Raw genomic sequence first — 17607 nt, forward strand, 5'->3', positions numbered from 1 at the left:
TGTAGCTCTATGTCTTCGACTGATATTATCATCATTGGGGCAGGCATTGCCGGATTAGCGGCGGGCTGCTACGCCCAGATGAACGGCTATCGCACCCAAATTTTCGAGCTGCACGACCAGCCTGGTGGTCTATGTACGGCTTGGGAGCGCAAAGGATATGTCTTCGATGGCTGCCTTTATTACTTGTTTGGTTCTGGGTCTGGTCAGCCATTCCACCAGATGTGGGAGGAGCTGGGAGCAGTTCAGGGTCGGCAATTCGTCCATCACGATGAATTCATGCGGATCGTCGAACCAAGCGGTAAAACGCTAATCGTTTACAGCGATCCCGATCGCCTCGAACAGGAGATGACAAGACTCTCACCTGCCGATAGCGAAGCGATCGCTGACCTGTGTGCGGGCATTCGGGCTTTCACTCGCTTCGATCTGTCATTGCTGCGGCAGAAGCCCAAAGCCTTGATGAGGGCTGCGGACTGGGTGCGGCTGAGTCTGAAGCTGCTGCCGTTCGCCAGAGCGTTAGCGAGATGGGGGAAGATTTCCGCTCAGGAATTCGCCCAGGAATTTCAAGACCCTTTCCTGCGTCGTGCCATCCCGCAAATGTTTGCCTGGACAAGTATCCCCGTCATGGTTGGTATGTCACTGCTAGCATACGCGCACAACAAGAATGCTGGGTTCCCGATGGGTGGATCGCTGAATTTTGCCCGTGCGATCGAGAGGCGCTATCTCGAATTGGGGGGCGAAATTCATTATTGTTCTCAGGTAGAACGCATTCTGGTGAAAAACGATCGCGCTTTCGGAGTGCGGCTGTACAACAACCAGGAGTACCATGCCCACCGCATCATCTCAGCCTGTGATGGACGCGGGACAATTTTCGATCTGCTAGGGGGTCAGTATATCGATCGCCAGTTAAAAAGGCTCTACAACGATCGCCTGCCTACCTACTCGCAACTCCAAGTATCGCTCGGCATCAACCGCGACCTAAAAGACACGCCGCACTGGGTCACATACCTGCTCGATCGTCCAGTCATTATCGCTGGTGAGGAACGCTATAAGATCGATGTCAGGCACTATTGCTTTGACCCCTCGTTAGCTCCGGCGGGTAAGTCGGTGGCGATCGTCACGCTGAGTACGCCCTACGATTACTGGCAGCGCATCTACGGACGGTCGATTTACAACGCCGAGCAAATTCAAGAATCAGGTATTCTGCTCGATTGGTTGGAGCGGGTTTATCCTGGTATAAGAACTGATATTGAGTATGTGGACGTTGCTACACCAGTGAGCTACGAACGCTACACGGGGAACTGGCAGGGTTCAAACTGTGGCTGGCTGCTGACCAAGCAAACGCTATGGCTGGCGATCGCTGGTATCCGCAAAACCCTGCCTGGGCTGGACAATTTTTATGCGATCGGACAGTGGGTTGAGCCTGGTGGTAGCGTCCCCGTAGTCGCCATGTCGGGTCGCAACATTATGCAGCAGATTTGCCATGAGGACGAGAAGGAGTTCGTCGCCACAAAGCCTGGATAAATCAGCTGCCGCTAGATTAGTTGCAAGGGCGGAATTAGCGATTGACAGTAGCTACACGTTAAGAAGAGGGACGGGGTATGAGAAGTCTTAAAAGAAACCGAGCGATCTTGGTCTTAGTATCAGCCCTGAGCGCAGTGCTTTTCGCGGTAACAGCTTTCGCACAAACTGATATTAATGTCAACAACAAGAACATTATTCGGGTTGGCGGCGATGTTATAGTTGGACCCAACCAAGTGGTAGAAAATGCCATCGCGATTGGGGGTGATGCAACAATTGGGGAGGGAGCAAGAGTCACCCAAACTGCGATCGCCATTGGTGGGGATGCAATCTTAGAAAAGGGTGTCCGCGTTGATGGTGATGTCTACGCCGTAGGAGGAGAAATTATCGCCCAGCCAGGAGTTACTATTGGCGGCGCTTCGGGTACAGTCTTGGAGGATGGTAGATGGGGAATGCATGGCTCTCGCAGGAGGGGAATTGACAGCTTTCTCGTTCGCTATCTCTTCGGTAGTGCCTTTCATCTGCTCAACGTCGCGGTCGGCGCTATTGTTGGTGTTTTAATCCTACTTTGGCGACCAAATTTCCTGCCGATCCTGGCAGCGATTATCAGTCAGTATCCTCTGGCGAGCGGCTTGTGGGGTTTGGGCGGTATGCTTGCTGTCATTGTGCTAGTCATCCTGCTGACAATCAGCTTAATTGGCATTCCCTTGTTACCATTAGTTGGTTTAGCAGTCGGGATTACAGCACTTGTGGGAACTCTCGGAATAGCCCTTTGGCTGGGGCAAAGAACTTTGAAAGCGCCAGGGCGAGCGCCCGTGCAACAATTTCTCCTGGGTATGCTGATTTTAGCTTTAATTGGCTTGATTCCGGTACTAGGAGGACTGGTGTTGTCAGTAGCGAATATCTTTGGTTTTGGTGCAATCCTGGCATGGCTGCTGGGAAAAGTGCGACCGCAAGTTGTAGCGTAAAAACTACTCTCTCCACGAGTTTTCCACCATTGCCATCTAAGTTGAAGTTAGCTCTATCTTCCAATTCAGAGCGAGTTAAAGCTAGTCAGAATTAATAGGCTTACGGTCATGGAATTGAAAAAATGGCGTGGGGAGACAAGTAAACAAATTTTCCAGCAACCAATTTTATATTTAGGCATACTTATAATTGGTAGTTCTGCGGGATGCGAATCTTTAGGAAATAGAGAAGTCCAAGTTCAACCTTCACCTACCCAACCGACAGCTAATTTACAAAACAATCCTAACTTTGTTGCTGAAGTTGTCAAAGATGTAGGACCCGCAGTTGTACGAATCGATGCTACCCGTACAGTAGAAGTACCCACAGCAGTATATAGCAATCCTTTGATTGAGCGATTTTTTGGGGAAAACTTCTTTCCGCCTCAAGAGAAAGTTCAACGCGGTATCGGTTCGGGATTTATTATTAGCCAAGATGGTCGTATTCTAACTAATGCCCATGTGGTAGAAGGTGCAGATAAAGTATCAGTCGTGCTAAGAGATGGTCGCCGCTTTGCTGGAAAAGTTGTGGGTGCAGACCCAGTTACAGACGTAGCAGTTGTTGATATTGAGGGGACAAATTTACCTACAGTTGAGCTGGCTAATTCCGATAATATTACTGTTGGACAATGGGCGATCGCCATTGGTAATCCTTTAGGTCTAGATAACACCGTAACTCAAGGAATTATCAGCGCCACAGGACGCAGTGGTTCAGATATTGGTGTCAACGACAAACGACTTGACTTTTTGCAAACTGATACGGCAATTAATCCTGGTAATTCTGGCGGACCTTTGCTCAATGCTCAAGGCGAAGTTGTAGGCGTGAATACTGCTATTATTGGCGGAGCGCAAGGTTTAGGTTTTGCCATTCCGATTAATACAGCCCAAAGAATCGCCGAGCAGTTAATTACAACTGGTCGAGTCGAACATCCATATATTGGCGTGCGACTGATTGAGTTAACGCCGGAAATTCAACAGGAAATTAACCAAAGTAATCTTGGTTTTAAAGTCGAGCGCGATCGGGGAGTTTTAATCGTACAAGTTGCTCCCAACTCTCCCGCAGCTCGTGCTGGTTTGCGTCCTGGTGACATTATTACTCAAATTAACTCAACTGAAATTCAAAATGCTGACTCTGTACAAGATGCTGTAGAAGCAACAAATTTAGGCAAATCGCTACAGATTACAGTCAACCGTAATGGCTCGACTCAACAGCTAACTTTGAAACCAGAACAGTTACCATCTCCCTCCAGATAGAAGATCTTTGGTTGTAAATAGACAACTCTACTTCTAGGCAATTATTTTGTGTTGAAGATTTTTCTAAATTAATTTGGCATCACCTAATAGGAGAAAATCATGTCTGAACTGCTCCAAACTTCGCTGCCAACCCCAACGAAACAAAGATTTGCGGTAACTTTCCGCGTTGTTAGCCGCTTTAGCTTCTGGATACAGTTGGCTTTAGCTAGTACTTCCGGTATTGCTTTAACATTTGCAGTCTTTAGTCGCAGCCTCAGCGTAGCAACAGAGAATGCAGCTATTGGTTTAAGTATTTTTCTAGCCGTCGTTGGCGTATTACTCGCAGTCTTTAGAATATTTTGGGCATTTCGAGGTCGTGTTTTAGCTAGACGCTTGCAGTCACCAGAGCGCGAATTGCATCCAAGAAAAGAAGAGGTAATTCAAGTTTTGAAAATTGGCTTGATTGCGAGCTTCATTGGCATGTTGTTAGCATTTATCGCATCGGAAGTCAGCGCCATCTCAATACTCTCACAAGCTTTAGCTGTACCCCAAGGTGTAGCTGTGTACCAGCAGGGAAATGTCATTCGTTCGCTCGATATTCTTGTCATCTTAGCGAATGTCAATCTTATTGGGACTCACTTAGTTGGTAGTCTTACATCTTTAGGACTACTCGAATGGATAGACTAAGCAAGTCAAAAGTTAAAAGTCAAAGGGAGCAGGGGGAAGCTATACTTTTTAAGTATAGAATTGAAATATTGATTTCCAACTGTTTCGTGCAACGCATCTCAACATAATTGTTTTTTTAAGGTGCGCTTATAACCCACAACGCGCATTTTTTGTACAACTCTGCTCCCTGCTCCCCTATCCCTACTCCCTCTTGTCAATTACTCCAATTGGTTTAGTTAAAGTCTATCTAAAGTAGTAACTGGTGGAGAAACCTAATTTCTCCACCAGTTTTCCACTTTTTGAATCTAACCTAAAAATAGGTTCAATCAAAACGGTTGAATTCTACACCAGTTCAAACAATTGAACTTACACCCCTAGTTGGGCGCTCAACTTTTTCTCTTGACTTCCTAGGACAATCAACTCTAATTGCAAACAATCGTCTTTCTGGCAGGCTCTCTCACTTGAAGGAGGCTGGTAGTTATGCATACGTGCAGTCTATTCGATCGCCCAAACGGCAACGTTAGTTGAAAAAATGGCTTTACTAAAACTGAAAGATATCTATCCACAGATGATAAACAGAATGAGAGATTGTGCTGTTATTGGATTTACTGTATATGCAAATGAAGACGAAAAAGTTGGCACGGTCAAAGATATTTTAGTTGATGAAGACACGGGAAAATTCCGGTATCTGATTGTCGATCTTGGCTTTTGGATTTTTGGGAAAGAAGTTTTCCTCCCAATAGAAACAGCGCGAGTTAGTGCGATAGAAAGCAGAGTGGACGTTGAAGGATTAACAAGAGAACAAGCAGAGAATCTCCCTGAGTTTAACAACGAATTGAAACTCGATCGCGATTATGAAACTCGTGTTAGCAATGATTATCGTCCTGCAAATAATACTCCTTCAATCCAACCAGCACCGATCGCACCAATCGATCCGATGGTACTCAATACTACAGCAACTTTAAACGAGCCGTCATGAGTTGTTTTGTGAAAAAGAAGCAAAGGCGATCGCTTCTTTTAGCTAATGCAGATTGCCAATAAATAAAATCAAAAAACCCAAAAAACTTAAAATCGGAGTTACAGATGCTTAAAAAAAATAGAAGTCAACCAAAAAAAATAGTAGGAACAGTCTTTGGTGGCTTACTAATTGGTATACCAGCAATTCCTCTAGTGGCATCGGCACAGGGATCTCAAGTACTCAATCCTTGCCCGAAAATCTACTACGAAGAACCTTTCAATAGTACACGTCTGGCTCCCGAAGGCTGTCCGCCTAATGCTGCAACTAGAATCGTGCAAGGACAAGGTACGCCTGAAGTTACCCGTCCTAGTGCTAGGTCAGCAGATCCTTACTACACCCCCAGAATGCGCGATCGAACGAACCCGCCTGTAACACCGCCTCTACCAGAAAACCGCTCCCAGGCAGTTGCTAAAATCATGTCGATGGACGGCAATGTAGAGGTGAGAGTGAAGAACAATACAAACGCGATCGTCACCTATGAAGCAGTTGGGCATACACAACGCCGAGTTCTGCAAGGTGGAGAAGAAACTGTTTTACGATTACCCGTGCCTGTAACCGTGACTTTTACACGTCAGGATGATGGTTTCGTGCAAGTTATGCCCATGTCTGCATCTCAGGATGGAGTCTTAGAGGTAGCGTTGGATGAAGATGCGAACCCTCGCGATCGCAACCAGGGTGTTCTGAGAATTCAAAAAGATGGTCAAGTTTTCTTGAACTAATTCGCTTCCACAAAGACTAGATAATTCGTACCCAAAATTATCTAGCACCAGTCAAAACTGTATCTAAACATTTTGACTTATGAGTTTTAACTTTTGACTTAACTAAGAGGAGTAAGGAGATTTTCTCAATGTTAAATAAGATCTGGAATACTAAAAGCGCGATCGCCTTAGCACTAGCCGCGATCGTTCTTCCCGCTTGCACGAATCAATTAGAGACAAATAGACCAGCAGCTCCCACAGGAGAGACTGCAACAACAAATGCTCCTACATCTCCAACTGGAAACGTCACTACAGAGGAAGTGACCGACAACACAAAGCAACTCATCGGTAAGACTGTAACGGTAAGAAGCGAACCCGTGAGAAAAGTTGGTAACAACACCTTCACAATTAGCGACGAGGAATTTTTTGGCAACGAAACAATTCTAGTTGTTAATGCTTCAGGACAGCCCTTAGCTCTACCTACTGACAATACAGAAGTTCAAGTCACGGGCGAGGTGCGTCAATTTGTCGTGGCTGATGTCAATCGAGACTACGATTTTCTGGACTTGGAGCCGAACTTATATGTAGACTACGAGGGCAAACCAGCAATTATTGCTCAGTCGATCGCTCCTGCACCCGAACCAGGGGAAATTACTTCAAATCCAAAACAGTACTACGGCAGAACGCTGGCTGTAACGGGTGAAGTTGAGGAAATACTCAGTCCAACTACTTTTACTCTGGACGAAGACCAACTGTTTGGTGCTACCGACTTACTAGTATTAGTGGCAAATCCTAAAACAGGCAATACAGCAAACACAGCGGTTAAAGAAGATCAGACGGTTGCTGTAACAGGTGTACTGCGTCCCTTGGTCGTCGCTGACCTCGAAAGAGAATACGATTTCAATTGGGACGAGGGTTTTGTCAGGCAGCTAGAAGCAGAATATAGCCAAAAGCCCGTACTTGTCGTTCAATCTGTGTACCCGTCAGCAATTCCCAGAGCAGCTAAATAAATTAACTTGAGACAGGCGGCTGTTACTAAATCGACCGATCGAAACAGCGTAGATAATACAAGGGTGTATCTCTACGTTGTTTATGTATTTAGATTTTTATACACTCAGAAAACAAGAAACAAAGTTAGAGTGTAGCAAATTAGGCAAATAGCGATCGCAGCATACAACAATGAAAATCAGATGAAATGGTTGTCTTTCATTTGAGAGAAATTGTGATTACCTCACAAGACAGAGATATAAATTTTTTTCAATTTATAGACTGACAAAGTAAGCATTTGAACGGGAGGATTTTATGCCTCATCAACAATATCAAACCAGTATTGATGCTGCGATTCACTGCGCTTATGAGTGCGAACATTGCGCCGATGAGTGTTTGGGTTCCATGCCAGAATGCGCTCGTCTGTGCCGCGACTGCGCTCAAATCTGTTGGACGATCGCGGGTTACATGAGTCGCAGTTCTCGCTTCATTCCAAATGTAGTTCGTGCCTGCATAGATATCTGCGAAGCCTGTGCCAACGAATGCGAACAGCACGACGAACCACACTGCCAGAACTGTGCTAAAGCTTGCCGCAATGCAGTAGAAGAATATCGAAAAATTTCAGGTATTGCCACAGCAAGAGCATAATTCAATGAATTCGTAATTCGTAATTCGTAATTCGCGATCGTTGCTCCTTAATTACGAATTACGAGTTAGCAATTATAAGTGGGGTCAGCTAGATGACAGGAGATGGTAGGGAACGGGCGCAGCACCAAGAGCGATCGCATCACGACGAACATCGCGACGGACATCACGCGCATCACCAACACCAGCAACATGCAGATACCCCCCATCACGGACACGCCGGACATTCTGGACATGGGGGACACGCCGGACATCACGATCCGGCAATTTTTAAGCGACGGTTCTTTATCTGCTTAGCCCTGACTATCCCTATCCTTTATTTCTCCACACAACTGCAAGAGTGGCTGGGATACGAAGCGATCGCTTTCCCTGGTTCCAACTGGATTAGCCCTATTCTCGGTATTATCATCTACTTTTATGGTGGCTGGGTATTCCTGCGCGGAGCCTGGAGCGAACTGCACGGCAAAATCGGCATGATGACGCTGATTGCGCTGGCGATTACTGTAGCTTTTGTTTACAGCATTGCCGTTTCCTTCGGTTTGCCTGGGATGCCCTTTTACTGGGAACTGGCAACATTAGTAGACATTATGTTGCTGGGACACTGGATCGAAATGGCTTCTGTAGCAGGAGCCAGCCGCGCCTTAGAGAATTTAGCCGAACTCGTGCCAACTCAAGCACATCGATTGCAAGGCAGCAAAATCGAAGATGTGCCTGTGAGTGAAATTGCTGTAGAAGATATCATCCTGATTCGTCCAGGGGAACAGATTCCCAATGACGGCGTGGTGATTGAGGGAGATACGAGCGTAGACGAGTCATTTCTTACAGGGGAGTCTCGTCCCGTTGCCAAGCAACAAGGGGATGAAGTCGTCGCTGGTTCTGTCAATGGCGAGGGTTCGGTGCAAGTTAAAGTCACCCGTATTGGCGGCGAAACCACGATTAATCAAATTATGCGTTTGGTGGAGGAAGCGCAAGGCTCGAGAAGTCGCTATCAAGTGTTAGCCGATCGCACGGCATATTGGTTGACGTTAATCGCGATCGCCGCTGGTACGATTACGTTTGTCGTTTGGCTGTGGCTGAGCGATTTGCTATTTGCCATCAATCGCAGCGTCACCGTACTCGTAATTACCTGTCCTCACGCTTTGGGGTTGGCAATTCCCCTAGTGATTGCCAATTCTACAGGTCTAGCCGCCAAAAACGGTATCTTGGTACGCAATCGCGATGCCTTGGAACGGGCAAAAGATATCAAAACAATGGCATTTGATAAGACTGGAACCCTTACTGAAGGTCGGTTTGGCGTGCAAAGGGTTTACGTCGAGCGCCTAGATGAGATGACAGCATTGGCGATCGCGGCTGCCTTAGAAACTCCTTCCGAGCATCCCTTAGCCAAAGCCGTAGTCACAGCCGCCCAACAACAAAGGCTGGATTTACCGCAGATGTCTGACTTTAAAACAGTGACGGGTAGGGGAGTTGAGGGCAAGATTCGCGGTCAAATCTACAGAATTGGGCGACCGGAATGGGTATCGGAGCAAAAATTGCCCATTTCTGCATCTTTGCAAACGGGATTAGCAAAGGCAGACGAGCGGGGTGAGAGTGCAATAGTTTTAATGGACGATCGCCAAGCTATTGCTGTCATCTCAATGGCAGATCGAGTCAGAGAACGGGCGCGGGAAGCTGTAAATCAGTTACACGCCAAGGATATTCAAGTCGTGATGATTACAGGTGATGCGGAAGCTGTGGCGAAAACAGTGGCTCAAGATTTAGGTATCGATCGCTATTCCGCCCGCGTTTTACCAGAAGATAAAGTCAAAATTATCAGCCAGTTAAAACGAGAAGGAGCAACTGCATTTGTGGGGGATGGGATCAACGATGCTGCTGCTCTTTTAGAAGCAAATATCGGCATTGCGATCGGTGCGGGAACAAATGTAGCAATTGAATCGGCAGATTTAGTCTTAATTGAAGACGATCCGCTCGATGCCGTCAAAGCTTTAAATTTGGCGCAGAAGACTTATAGCAAGATGATTCAAAATCTATTTTGGGCAACCGGATACAACGTCATTGCGATTCCGCTTGCTGCTGGAGTTGCATATGCTTGGGGGATTCTGTTATCTCCTGCCGTAGGTGCGTTATTGATGAGTCTTTCTACGGTAATTGTGGCAATTAATGCCGTACTGTTGCGCCGCGCAAAGTTGGCTTAATAGATATTTGGCTGCTGAAAAACGATCTCTACCAACTCTCCTGCCTAACTAGGAAAACTCAAAATGAAATCTAGAGCTGACATCAAACCTTATCTCCGCTTGCTAATCGCGCTGTCGATCTCTTATGTTGTCATGGCGATTATCATGCTTTCGCGGGTTAATGTGTGGAGCAATCTGTTTTTCAGTCTCAACCAGGTATATATGGCAGGACTGATGGTAGCGCCGATGTCGATTATCATGCTCACAGTGATGGGATCGATGTATCAAAACAAGCGGCTGAACGTCGTGCTTCTTGTTGTGGGGACAGCGGCGATCGGGCTATTCTGGATGCTTGTCCGCACGCAAGCAGGAGTGGGAAACCAGCAGTTTTTGCGTTCGATGATTCCCCATCATGCTGCGGCAATTCTCGTGTGCCAGCAGGCTGCAATTACAGACCAACGCATCGAGCAGCTGTGCGGAGAAATCGTCGCAACCCAGAAGCGGGAGATCCGAATCATGAAAGAGCTGATGCAGTAGGAGCATTGAAATAGAGAAAGCAGTGTAGTTGAAAAACCACACCGCGAATTGCTTGGGTTTAGATCGCTAATTAGCGAATTTCTTCTCGCTTATCAACGATCTCGACTTCGGGGCGATCGTCTTTGTCGATATCTATTGAGGAGCGATCGCTTACAGTCTCGTCTTGATATGTTGCTGTTTGCCGATCCATCGGTGCAGCAGATGTATTCATCTGGGCGCGATCGCCGTCAGACATATTGTATACGTTCCACTCTTCGACACCGCGATCTCTTAACAGCGAACCAGCGCGATCGATCTCTGAGGGCGTACCTTCGATCATCACTAAGTAATCACCTTGAGACACGCGCTTGTCGTAAGCTTTAGCGTCCTCTTCGGGAATTCCCAATCCGGTCAGCGCACCAACAATCGCACCTGCTGCTGCACCAATGCCAGCACCAGCTAAGGTAGTCGCTACAGTACCAGCTGCCAGAAATGGACCTACGCCTGGAATGATTAAAGCTTCCAAACCTACTAATAAACCACCAACGCCACCTAGAGCAGTACCAGCTACAGCACCAATACCAGCACCTTCTGGAGCTTCATTATCACCGCGATCTTTCATTTGGTTGCGGTCTTGTACGTCAATACCTGCAATCTCTTCGTTGCGGTTTGCATCTTTAGCCAACACGGATATTCGATCTGTCGAAAAACCTGAATCTCTTAATGCGTTCAGTGCGTTTTCAGCTTCTCTACGGCTGCGAAATACCCCAACTGCACGTTTGTATTGTTGAGTTGCCATTTTTCCTCCTAATACTCAAATAAATCCATCTACGCGATCGCCACACTAGGATAAACCTAAGACCTTCAAATAACAGCCTTAGCATATTCTTCTGCTACAAATAGATAAGGCTCTGCAAGTTTTGCATTCTTAAAAATTTTGTCAATCTGAGTAGTTAAAGTTTAAATATCGCTACTCACAATTTGTCTTTGCTTGCAGTCTCTTGGTCAAGACTATCCTTCTTTGACCAGTCTAGGCTTTAGGTTTGCAAACTGCTCAGACTAGGCAGCAGCCTTTTTTTGCTGGACTAGCAGCCGATCGCGTTATTACTAGTCTCTTTGCTAGAGCCAAAATCTACATCAGTCCATAGGTTTAGCTTGAGTCTACCAAAAGAGAGGGATAGGCTCAGGCAACACTTTTCTGTGACACGATACGTAACAAAAAATCTGAAAGCATACAGTTAGTTCGATCGATAAATTCAATCAGGAAAAAATAAGGTATAAGTACAAGTGAAGTTTCGCTTGATTTCGATTCTACTTCTCCACTTGAGCGGGATTTGGCTGTGATTTATTTCATAGTAAAATGCCCGAACTCGAATCCCAAGAGCGACATTAGTATCGGAGAAATACAGTTTTCAGCTTTGGGAAGTGGTAGCTCTGGGTGGGGTTTATCTCGTTTATCTAGCCATGATGCGCTTTGGCGTTTTGAATGTTATTTAAATAGATTTTTATGTAGAACTCTAGCCCAGGAAGATTAGCGTTCTCCCCAACTTTTCCACTTTTTTAGTTCAAGCTGGAATTAATCTTGTTTCTCAAGCTGGAGTGCGATCGCTCAAGCACTCATCGAATTATGTCTAACATTCCTCGTTCCCATCGCCCTTGGTTTTATCCGTTAATTACGTCTTCAGTCACAATTGGTGTAGTTGTTGGTGCGCCTCAAAGCGCGCCAGCTGCTCCTTTGTGGGAATTACTGCTTCGCGGCGCTCAAGTGTATCAACTTTACAATGTTTCCGATAAAGAGGAAGTTCAACTAGGCAAGCAGATTAATCAACAGTTAATTGGCGAACAGTTTCAACTTTATAATAATGTGCGGGTCAACAATTATGTCGATCGCATCGGTCAGCGGTTGGCAAAAAACAGCACTCGCCCTGACATTCCCTATACATTTCAAGTTGTCAAGGATGACAGTATCAATGCCTTTGCGACTGCTGGCGGTTACGTTTACGTCACCACAGGCTTGCTCAAAGCCGCAGATAACGAAGCCCAACTAGCGGGTGTATTGGCACACGAAATCGGTCACATTACCGAACGTCATTTAATCGAACAGATGCGAGAAACTGCGATCGCACGCGGTCTAGCTTCTGCGGCTGGACTAGATGAAAGTACGGCGGTGCAATTAGGTGTAGAACTGGCTTTGCGCCGTCCCAACAGTCGCTCAGATGAGTTCCAAGCTGACGCAAGAGGCGTTCAGACTTTAGGAAAAGCTGGTTACGCTCAAGTGGCGATGATTAACTTTCTCGAAAAATTACGCAGCCAGCGATCGGTTCCCACATTTTTGAGTACTCACCCAGCAACAGGCGATCGCATTGCCAGACTGGAAAAAATTATCGATTCCCAACAAGCAAATCGCGGTCAAGGTTTAAATGAATCTTACTATCAAGCACAAACCCAACCCTTGAACTAGTAGTGCCATATTTTGACTCTTACTTCAGATAGAAAAAATCACAACTTTCATCCGCTTGCATAAGTGTAGCAGTCTATAAATTTCCGAGGTAATATCTGAGTAATAGCACCATTGGCTCTAGCTATGGAGCAGCAAGTTCTTTAGTTATCGTATTAATTTGGGTCTTTTTTTCAGCTCAAATACTCTTATTGGGAGCAGAATTTACACAAGTTTATACTCAGCGTTACCAGTCTAAGTAGTGGCAGCAATTTTAATGTTTAAACCGAAATTCATATGCAAATGTTTCCTTTGATTTGTTACTACTCATAGCACTCGAATTAAAGGTCAGGACATTAATGCAGCTTTTACCCTTTGCCTTGCAAAGTTTTTCCTTCTGCCGTCTGCCCTGGAGCCGTCTGCCTTCTGCTATAATCCCGAAGGAATCGCTCGTCCTTAAAAAGAGAGATGCTATAGCGATCGATTAATTTACCAATCGCTCTAATTTTTAGAAATTTTCGTTTTTTACTCTATTAGAAAAATTTTCAATTCCTTTAACAACGAACGGTTTATTTGTTGTTAAAAAACTTCAGTCTTTAGATAGGTGTGAATATCAAAACTAATGCCATAGCAACGCGCAAGTATTTACTAAAGCTTCGGAATTTTCAGAAGATCGAAACTGATATTTAAACTTGTCCTGACATAACTTTGTCTATAATATAACTTGGTATTTAAAAAAGTTAAAGCTCTGTTCAAACAATAAAGTAGATAAGTCAAATACAGTTAATTCATAGGTTATAAATTATTTTTACGATATGCGATCGCACTGCTAACTGTTTGTAAATAATACAAATTTCTATGGAAGAATCCTTAAAAACTACTGTTTTGCTGAGTGAAACTGTTGTTGGTGGTATCTTTGCTCAAGTATTAGCTAGCTATCTTCAAATTCCCAGCATTGTCTTCCTACTCTTATTTGGGATTCTTCTGGGATCGGACGGTTTTGGTTTTTTACATCCATCGCTATTGGGTGATGGTCTGGAAGTACTCGTTTCGATGTTAGTGGCGCTAATTTTATTTGAGGGTGGATTAAATCTACAGCTACGACAGTTAAAAAAAGTTTCTAGTAGCCTGCGTAATCTCGTGACTATAGGGGTGCTAATTACCTTAATCGGTGGCGCGATCGCCGCTCGCTGGCTGAGCGAATTTCCCTGGTCAATTGCTTTTCTTTATGCCTCGTTGGTAGTTGTCACGGGTCCGACGGTCATTCAACCACTGCTCAAACAGGTAGGTGTAGATCGACAGGTATCGACACTTTTGGAAGGGGAAGGCGTTTTTATCGATCCGATTGGTGCAATTTTAGCAGCGATCGTACTTCATTTAGTTTTAAGTGGAAACGTGGAGTTGTTCGTCTCAATTGAGAGTCTGCTCGTCCGTTTAGGCATAGGTGCAGCAATTGGAGCAGTTGGAGGCTGGTTGCTTAGCCTGATTCTTAGGCAGGACAGCTTTCTGTCGCAAGAGTTGAAAAATTTGGTTGTTTTAGCTAGCGTTTGGGGCTTGTTTAGTCTGGCACAGGTAATACGCGGCGAATCGGGTCTGGTGGTTGTCGTTGTCATGGGTATAGTTTTACGCGCTGCTTACCTCCCCTCTGAGCCATTGCTGCGTCACTTTAACGAGCAGTTGAGTATTTTAGCTAATTCGGTTTTATTTATCTTGCTAGCAGCAGATTTATCGATCGCCAGTGTTTTCGCTCTAGGTTGGGGAAGCGTCCTCACTGTTCTAGTATTAATGTTTGTGGTACGTCCGATAAATATATTGGTTTCAACTTGGAATCAAGGTTTCAACTGGCGACAGCAGTTATTTTTATGTTGGATTGCTCCGCGTGGAATTGTGGCTGCTTCTTTAGCTTCTTTGTTTGCGGTGGCGCTGACGAAGCAAGGCATCAATGGCGGCGATTCGATTAAAGCTTTAGTATTTTTGACGATTATGATGACAGTTTTTTGTCAAGGACTAACAGCTCGTTGGGTTGCCAGTCTGCTTAATCTCCGCATCAGTCAGGTGGATGAAGGGCGATCGCAATCGGTTAGCGAAGAAGTAGAAACGCCAGAAAACAGAGAAAAACTTGGTCTTGCTTCTGAGTCAGTGGATTCATAATTTTATGATGCGATCGCGAATTATATTAATTCACAACAATTATTCGCATTACATCAGCTCAATACACCCAGCTCCGATACTCTGGATTTGCATCTTTCATGTCTTGGTACAGCCAAACCATGCGATCGACAAACCATAGTTTACCGAGGTAAATCAGGGCAGTTCCCAATAGAGTAGACCAAATATGGAGAACAACCAAACCCCAGATTGCAAAAACCATACCCAAGGCAGAAACACTAGTGAGAATGTTGGGTACGTGACGATGATGCTGTGGTACGGGAATTTTATCGCGGTTCAACCAAACTCGCTCGCCGAGAACGCCTTTTGAAGCCCAATTATTAGTTGAGCGCGGTTTGGGAAAGATGCGTGGATTTAACCAAATCCAAACAACTGCTATGGCAACCGGAATCAGCGACAACCAACCCAGCCAAACGCGACTCCAAACTGCCAAGATGAAAAGTGGTAGTGCAGTAGTCACCCGCGTCCATACACTCCAAGGGTTAGCGTGACGCGCCCAAGCGTCTTCGCTCATGTTAAAGGCTGCGGCAATTTTTCTTTCAAGAGTCATGGGAAGATCTCCTTGCTACCCTTGACTATTAGTTTATTGTTTCCGTTCTACCTTTGGGATTTTAGCTGTAATTTACAGGCGCGATCGCGCTGTTGCACGGATACATCCTCGTTATCCACCATCCGAGTCATATCTTCTCCCAAAACGGCTGGATTACGCTCTACAGTGGTTCCATCCGCACTGTGCCAGTAGTCGCGCTGCTGCTGGAAGGGCACCAGGAAAAGATGCTGTATTTTGTTGTCCTGGGAGTCAGAATAAGCGGGAATACCAATGGTAATTTCTGAGTGTGGCACATTTAAACGCAAAGTGCGATGCAATCTATCCCACCAAGGAAAAACAACAGAATAGTTAGAGTTGGTTTCCTGCTGTACCTGAGAGTGATGGATGCCGTGCATTCGCGGTGTCACTAATACCAAGTTCAGCCAGCGTTCCAACCATAGGGGTAACTTAACATTGCTGTGGTGAAAGAGTGTATTAACTTGGAAGACCAACTCGTAGATCGCATAAACTCCGGCAGATACTCCAATTAAAGCAACTTGAAGCACCCGAAACCCAGTAGAGAAGGCAATTTCAATAAAGTGAAAGCGAAATCCCGTGGAAACGTCCAAGTCTGGATCGATGTGGTGGACGTTGTGAAACCGCCACAGCAAGGGGAATCTATGGGTAGCGCGATGCCAATAGTAGAAAGTTAAATCCATCAGTAAAAAAGCGATCGCCCCTTGCACCCATACAGGTAGTTCCACAAGATGAATTAGTCCAAAAGTCTGATGCTGCGTCCACTGCAACATGAATGAGGCAGCAGGTTGCACCATAGTTGCATTTACGCCAAAGGCTAGGGCAGTCACGCAGAAGTTGATGGCTAAGCGTCCTATCCACCAGTTTTTAGCTTGGCGCAGGGGGTCGATTCTTTCTAACAGCAAAAGCAATAAAAATACTCCGGCTGTCACGATTGGAATGTAAGACATTATCGTTAGCCTTTTGGCTCAATTTCTCTGGGGATGCCAATTCAATTTATATTCTATAGTTAAACTCTCACTTCAGTCTTAAGAAGGATGTTTTCTGAAAAAGTTTTGTCACCTTCTTGCTGAAAACACTTCTACACTAGCTTGCGATTACAGCTAAAAAATTAGATTTTGCTCGCATAGCAATCTAATTTAGATCTTGTTGCGATTTTATTAATTCGATCGCGATCGCTCTTCAGGTAGAGTTCGTACTTTTTCCACAAGTTTTCCACTATCTCTGTCTATCTTCTAACTATAGCCAATTTAATTTGGTGGACAGTTGATGTTGAGGAGTTTGGATAGATCGCATGACTCTTTACAAATCCCTTACGGTTTAGCTCGAATTACAGTTCAGTAATCATCTCAGCGATAGGGGCAGGTTGGACTGAGAAATAAACTCAGAGCAAAATCTGCTCCGCCCCCATTGGCATAAGGTTGAATGCCAAGTGAAAAGTTATTAGTATGGAGGAAAATTTTTATGAAATATTCAATTGGGTTATTGAGTCTGGCGATCGTCTCTGCAACAGCTCCACCTGTGGCAGCACAACAAATTCGGTCTGTTCAGTTTAGCTATCCTCAAATTCTCAGCAGCAGGGCAGTAGGTAACACCCACTTCATTACTTTGAATACTGGAGCTTACCAGCCTTTGTCCTACTTAGAAATTATGCCAATGTCCAATGTTGTCGAGCTTACTCAAGGTAATATTCTCGTTACAGATCGATACGAGCGCGTCATTAATACAGACGTGTCTCAAATAGGCGGAGGAATTAGAATTAATTTTGAACGACCGATTCCCCCGCGCACCACTTTGCGAATTGCAATGGACGACGTGTATACTGCACCGCGAACCAATGCCAGAGTTTACAAATATCGCGTGTACGGTAGGCATATTGGTTTTAATCAAAATATTACCTACGCAATACTTCGGACAGTTTTTGGCGCTTGGCAGTAGACAGAAAAGCCATCGAACCGATAGAGTGCCTTTTAGAACAAA

Annotated in this window: 15 protein-coding genes and 2 pseudogenes; 14 read left to right on the top strand and 3 right to left on the bottom strand. The window is 45.3% G+C overall.

The window, feature by feature from the left end; genetic code table 11:
- Positions 1-9 precede the first annotated feature (9 nt).
- From C7Y66_RS09275 to C7Y66_RS09320, 10 genes are all read left to right on the top strand, one after another.
- Positions 10-1521, top strand: coding sequence for an NAD(P)/FAD-dependent oxidoreductase (locus tag C7Y66_RS09275; protein ID WP_106545350.1), 1512 nt, complete (start codon positions 10-12; stop codon positions 1519-1521).
- A 77-nt stretch (positions 1522-1598) separates the two neighbouring features.
- Positions 1599-2486 (top strand): hypothetical protein, encoded by an 888-nt coding sequence (locus C7Y66_RS09280; RefSeq protein ID WP_106545351.1) that lies wholly within the window; start codon positions 1599-1601, stop codon positions 2484-2486.
- A gap of 108 nt (positions 2487-2594) precedes the next feature.
- Positions 2595-3773 (top strand): HhoA/HhoB/HtrA family serine endopeptidase, encoded by a 1179-nt coding sequence (locus C7Y66_RS09285; RefSeq protein ID WP_106545352.1) that lies wholly within the window; start codon positions 2595-2597, stop codon positions 3771-3773.
- A gap of 99 nt (positions 3774-3872) precedes the next feature.
- Complete coding sequence (locus C7Y66_RS09290) at positions 3873-4439, top strand: DUF3611 family protein (RefSeq protein ID WP_106545353.1); 567 nt, start codon at positions 3873-3875, stop codon at positions 4437-4439.
- A gap of 511 nt (positions 4440-4950) precedes the next feature.
- Entirely contained in the window at positions 4951-5397 is a 447-nt protein-coding gene (locus C7Y66_RS09295; RefSeq protein WP_106545354.1) for a PRC-barrel domain-containing protein, read from the top strand.
- Positions 5398-5501: 104 nt separating this feature from the next.
- Positions 5502-6155, top strand: coding sequence for a hypothetical protein (locus C7Y66_RS09300; RefSeq protein WP_106545355.1), 654 nt, complete (start codon positions 5502-5504; stop codon positions 6153-6155).
- Positions 6156-6283: 128 nt separating this feature from the next.
- Complete coding sequence (locus tag C7Y66_RS09305; protein ID WP_015155807.1) at positions 6284-7144, top strand: hypothetical protein; 861 nt, start codon at positions 6284-6286, stop codon at positions 7142-7144.
- 292 nt (positions 7145-7436) lie between these two features.
- Positions 7437-7769, top strand: a complete 333-nt coding sequence (locus tag C7Y66_RS09310; protein ID WP_106545356.1) for a four-helix bundle copper-binding protein — start codon at positions 7437-7439, stop codon at positions 7767-7769.
- A 92-nt stretch (positions 7770-7861) separates the two neighbouring features.
- Positions 7862-9961 carry a heavy metal translocating P-type ATPase gene (locus C7Y66_RS09315; protein WP_106545357.1) on the top strand — a complete coding sequence of 700 codons (2100 nt, stop codon included), beginning with the start codon at positions 7862-7864 and terminating at the stop codon, positions 9959-9961.
- 63 nt (positions 9962-10024) lie between these two features.
- A complete protein-coding gene (locus C7Y66_RS09320; RefSeq protein ID WP_106545358.1) occupies positions 10025-10477 on the top strand; it encodes a DUF305 domain-containing protein in 453 nt (150 codons plus the stop codon).
- A 70-nt stretch (positions 10478-10547) separates the two neighbouring features.
- On the opposite strand, the gene C7Y66_RS09325 is transcribed toward C7Y66_RS09320, so the two are convergent.
- A complete protein-coding gene (locus tag C7Y66_RS09325) occupies positions 10548-11255 on the bottom strand; it encodes a general stress protein (RefSeq protein ID WP_106545359.1) in 708 nt (235 codons plus the stop codon).
- An 828-nt stretch (positions 11256-12083) separates the two neighbouring features.
- Between C7Y66_RS09325 and C7Y66_RS09330 the strand changes: the two genes are divergently transcribed.
- The 3 genes and pseudogenes from C7Y66_RS09330 to C7Y66_RS09340 all read left to right on the top strand — a co-directional run.
- Complete coding sequence (locus C7Y66_RS09330; RefSeq protein ID WP_106545360.1) at positions 12084-12917, top strand: M48 family metallopeptidase; 834 nt, start codon at positions 12084-12086, stop codon at positions 12915-12917.
- Positions 12918-13009: 92 nt separating this feature from the next.
- A pseudogene (locus C7Y66_RS32360) lies at positions 13010-13156 on the top strand (YhjD/YihY/BrkB family envelope integrity protein); the annotation flags it as partial.
- Between the two features lie 595 nt (positions 13157-13751).
- A pseudogene (locus C7Y66_RS09340) lies at positions 13752-14936 on the top strand (cation:proton antiporter); the annotation flags it as partial.
- A gap of 166 nt (positions 14937-15102) precedes the next feature.
- Here C7Y66_RS09340 and C7Y66_RS09345 read toward each other — a convergent pair.
- Positions 15103-15612, bottom strand: coding sequence for a DUF6653 family protein (locus C7Y66_RS09345; RefSeq protein WP_106545362.1), 510 nt, complete (start codon positions 15610-15612; stop codon positions 15103-15105).
- A 47-nt stretch (positions 15613-15659) separates the two neighbouring features.
- Positions 15660-16577 (bottom strand): sterol desaturase family protein, encoded by a 918-nt coding sequence (locus C7Y66_RS09350; protein WP_106545363.1) that lies wholly within the window; start codon positions 16575-16577, stop codon positions 15660-15662.
- A 514-nt stretch (positions 16578-17091) separates the two neighbouring features.
- Here C7Y66_RS09350 and C7Y66_RS09355 point away from each other — a divergent pair.
- A complete protein-coding gene (locus tag C7Y66_RS09355) occupies positions 17092-17565 on the top strand; it encodes a hypothetical protein (protein WP_106545364.1) in 474 nt (157 codons plus the stop codon).
- The last annotated feature ends 42 nt before the right edge of the window (positions 17566-17607 follow it).

It is taken from the genome of Chroococcidiopsis sp. CCALA 051, assembly GCF_003015105.1.
GTDB classification, from domain to species: Bacteria; Cyanobacteriota; Cyanobacteriia; order Cyanobacteriales; family Chroococcidiopsidaceae; genus Chroococcidiopsis; species Chroococcidiopsis thermalis.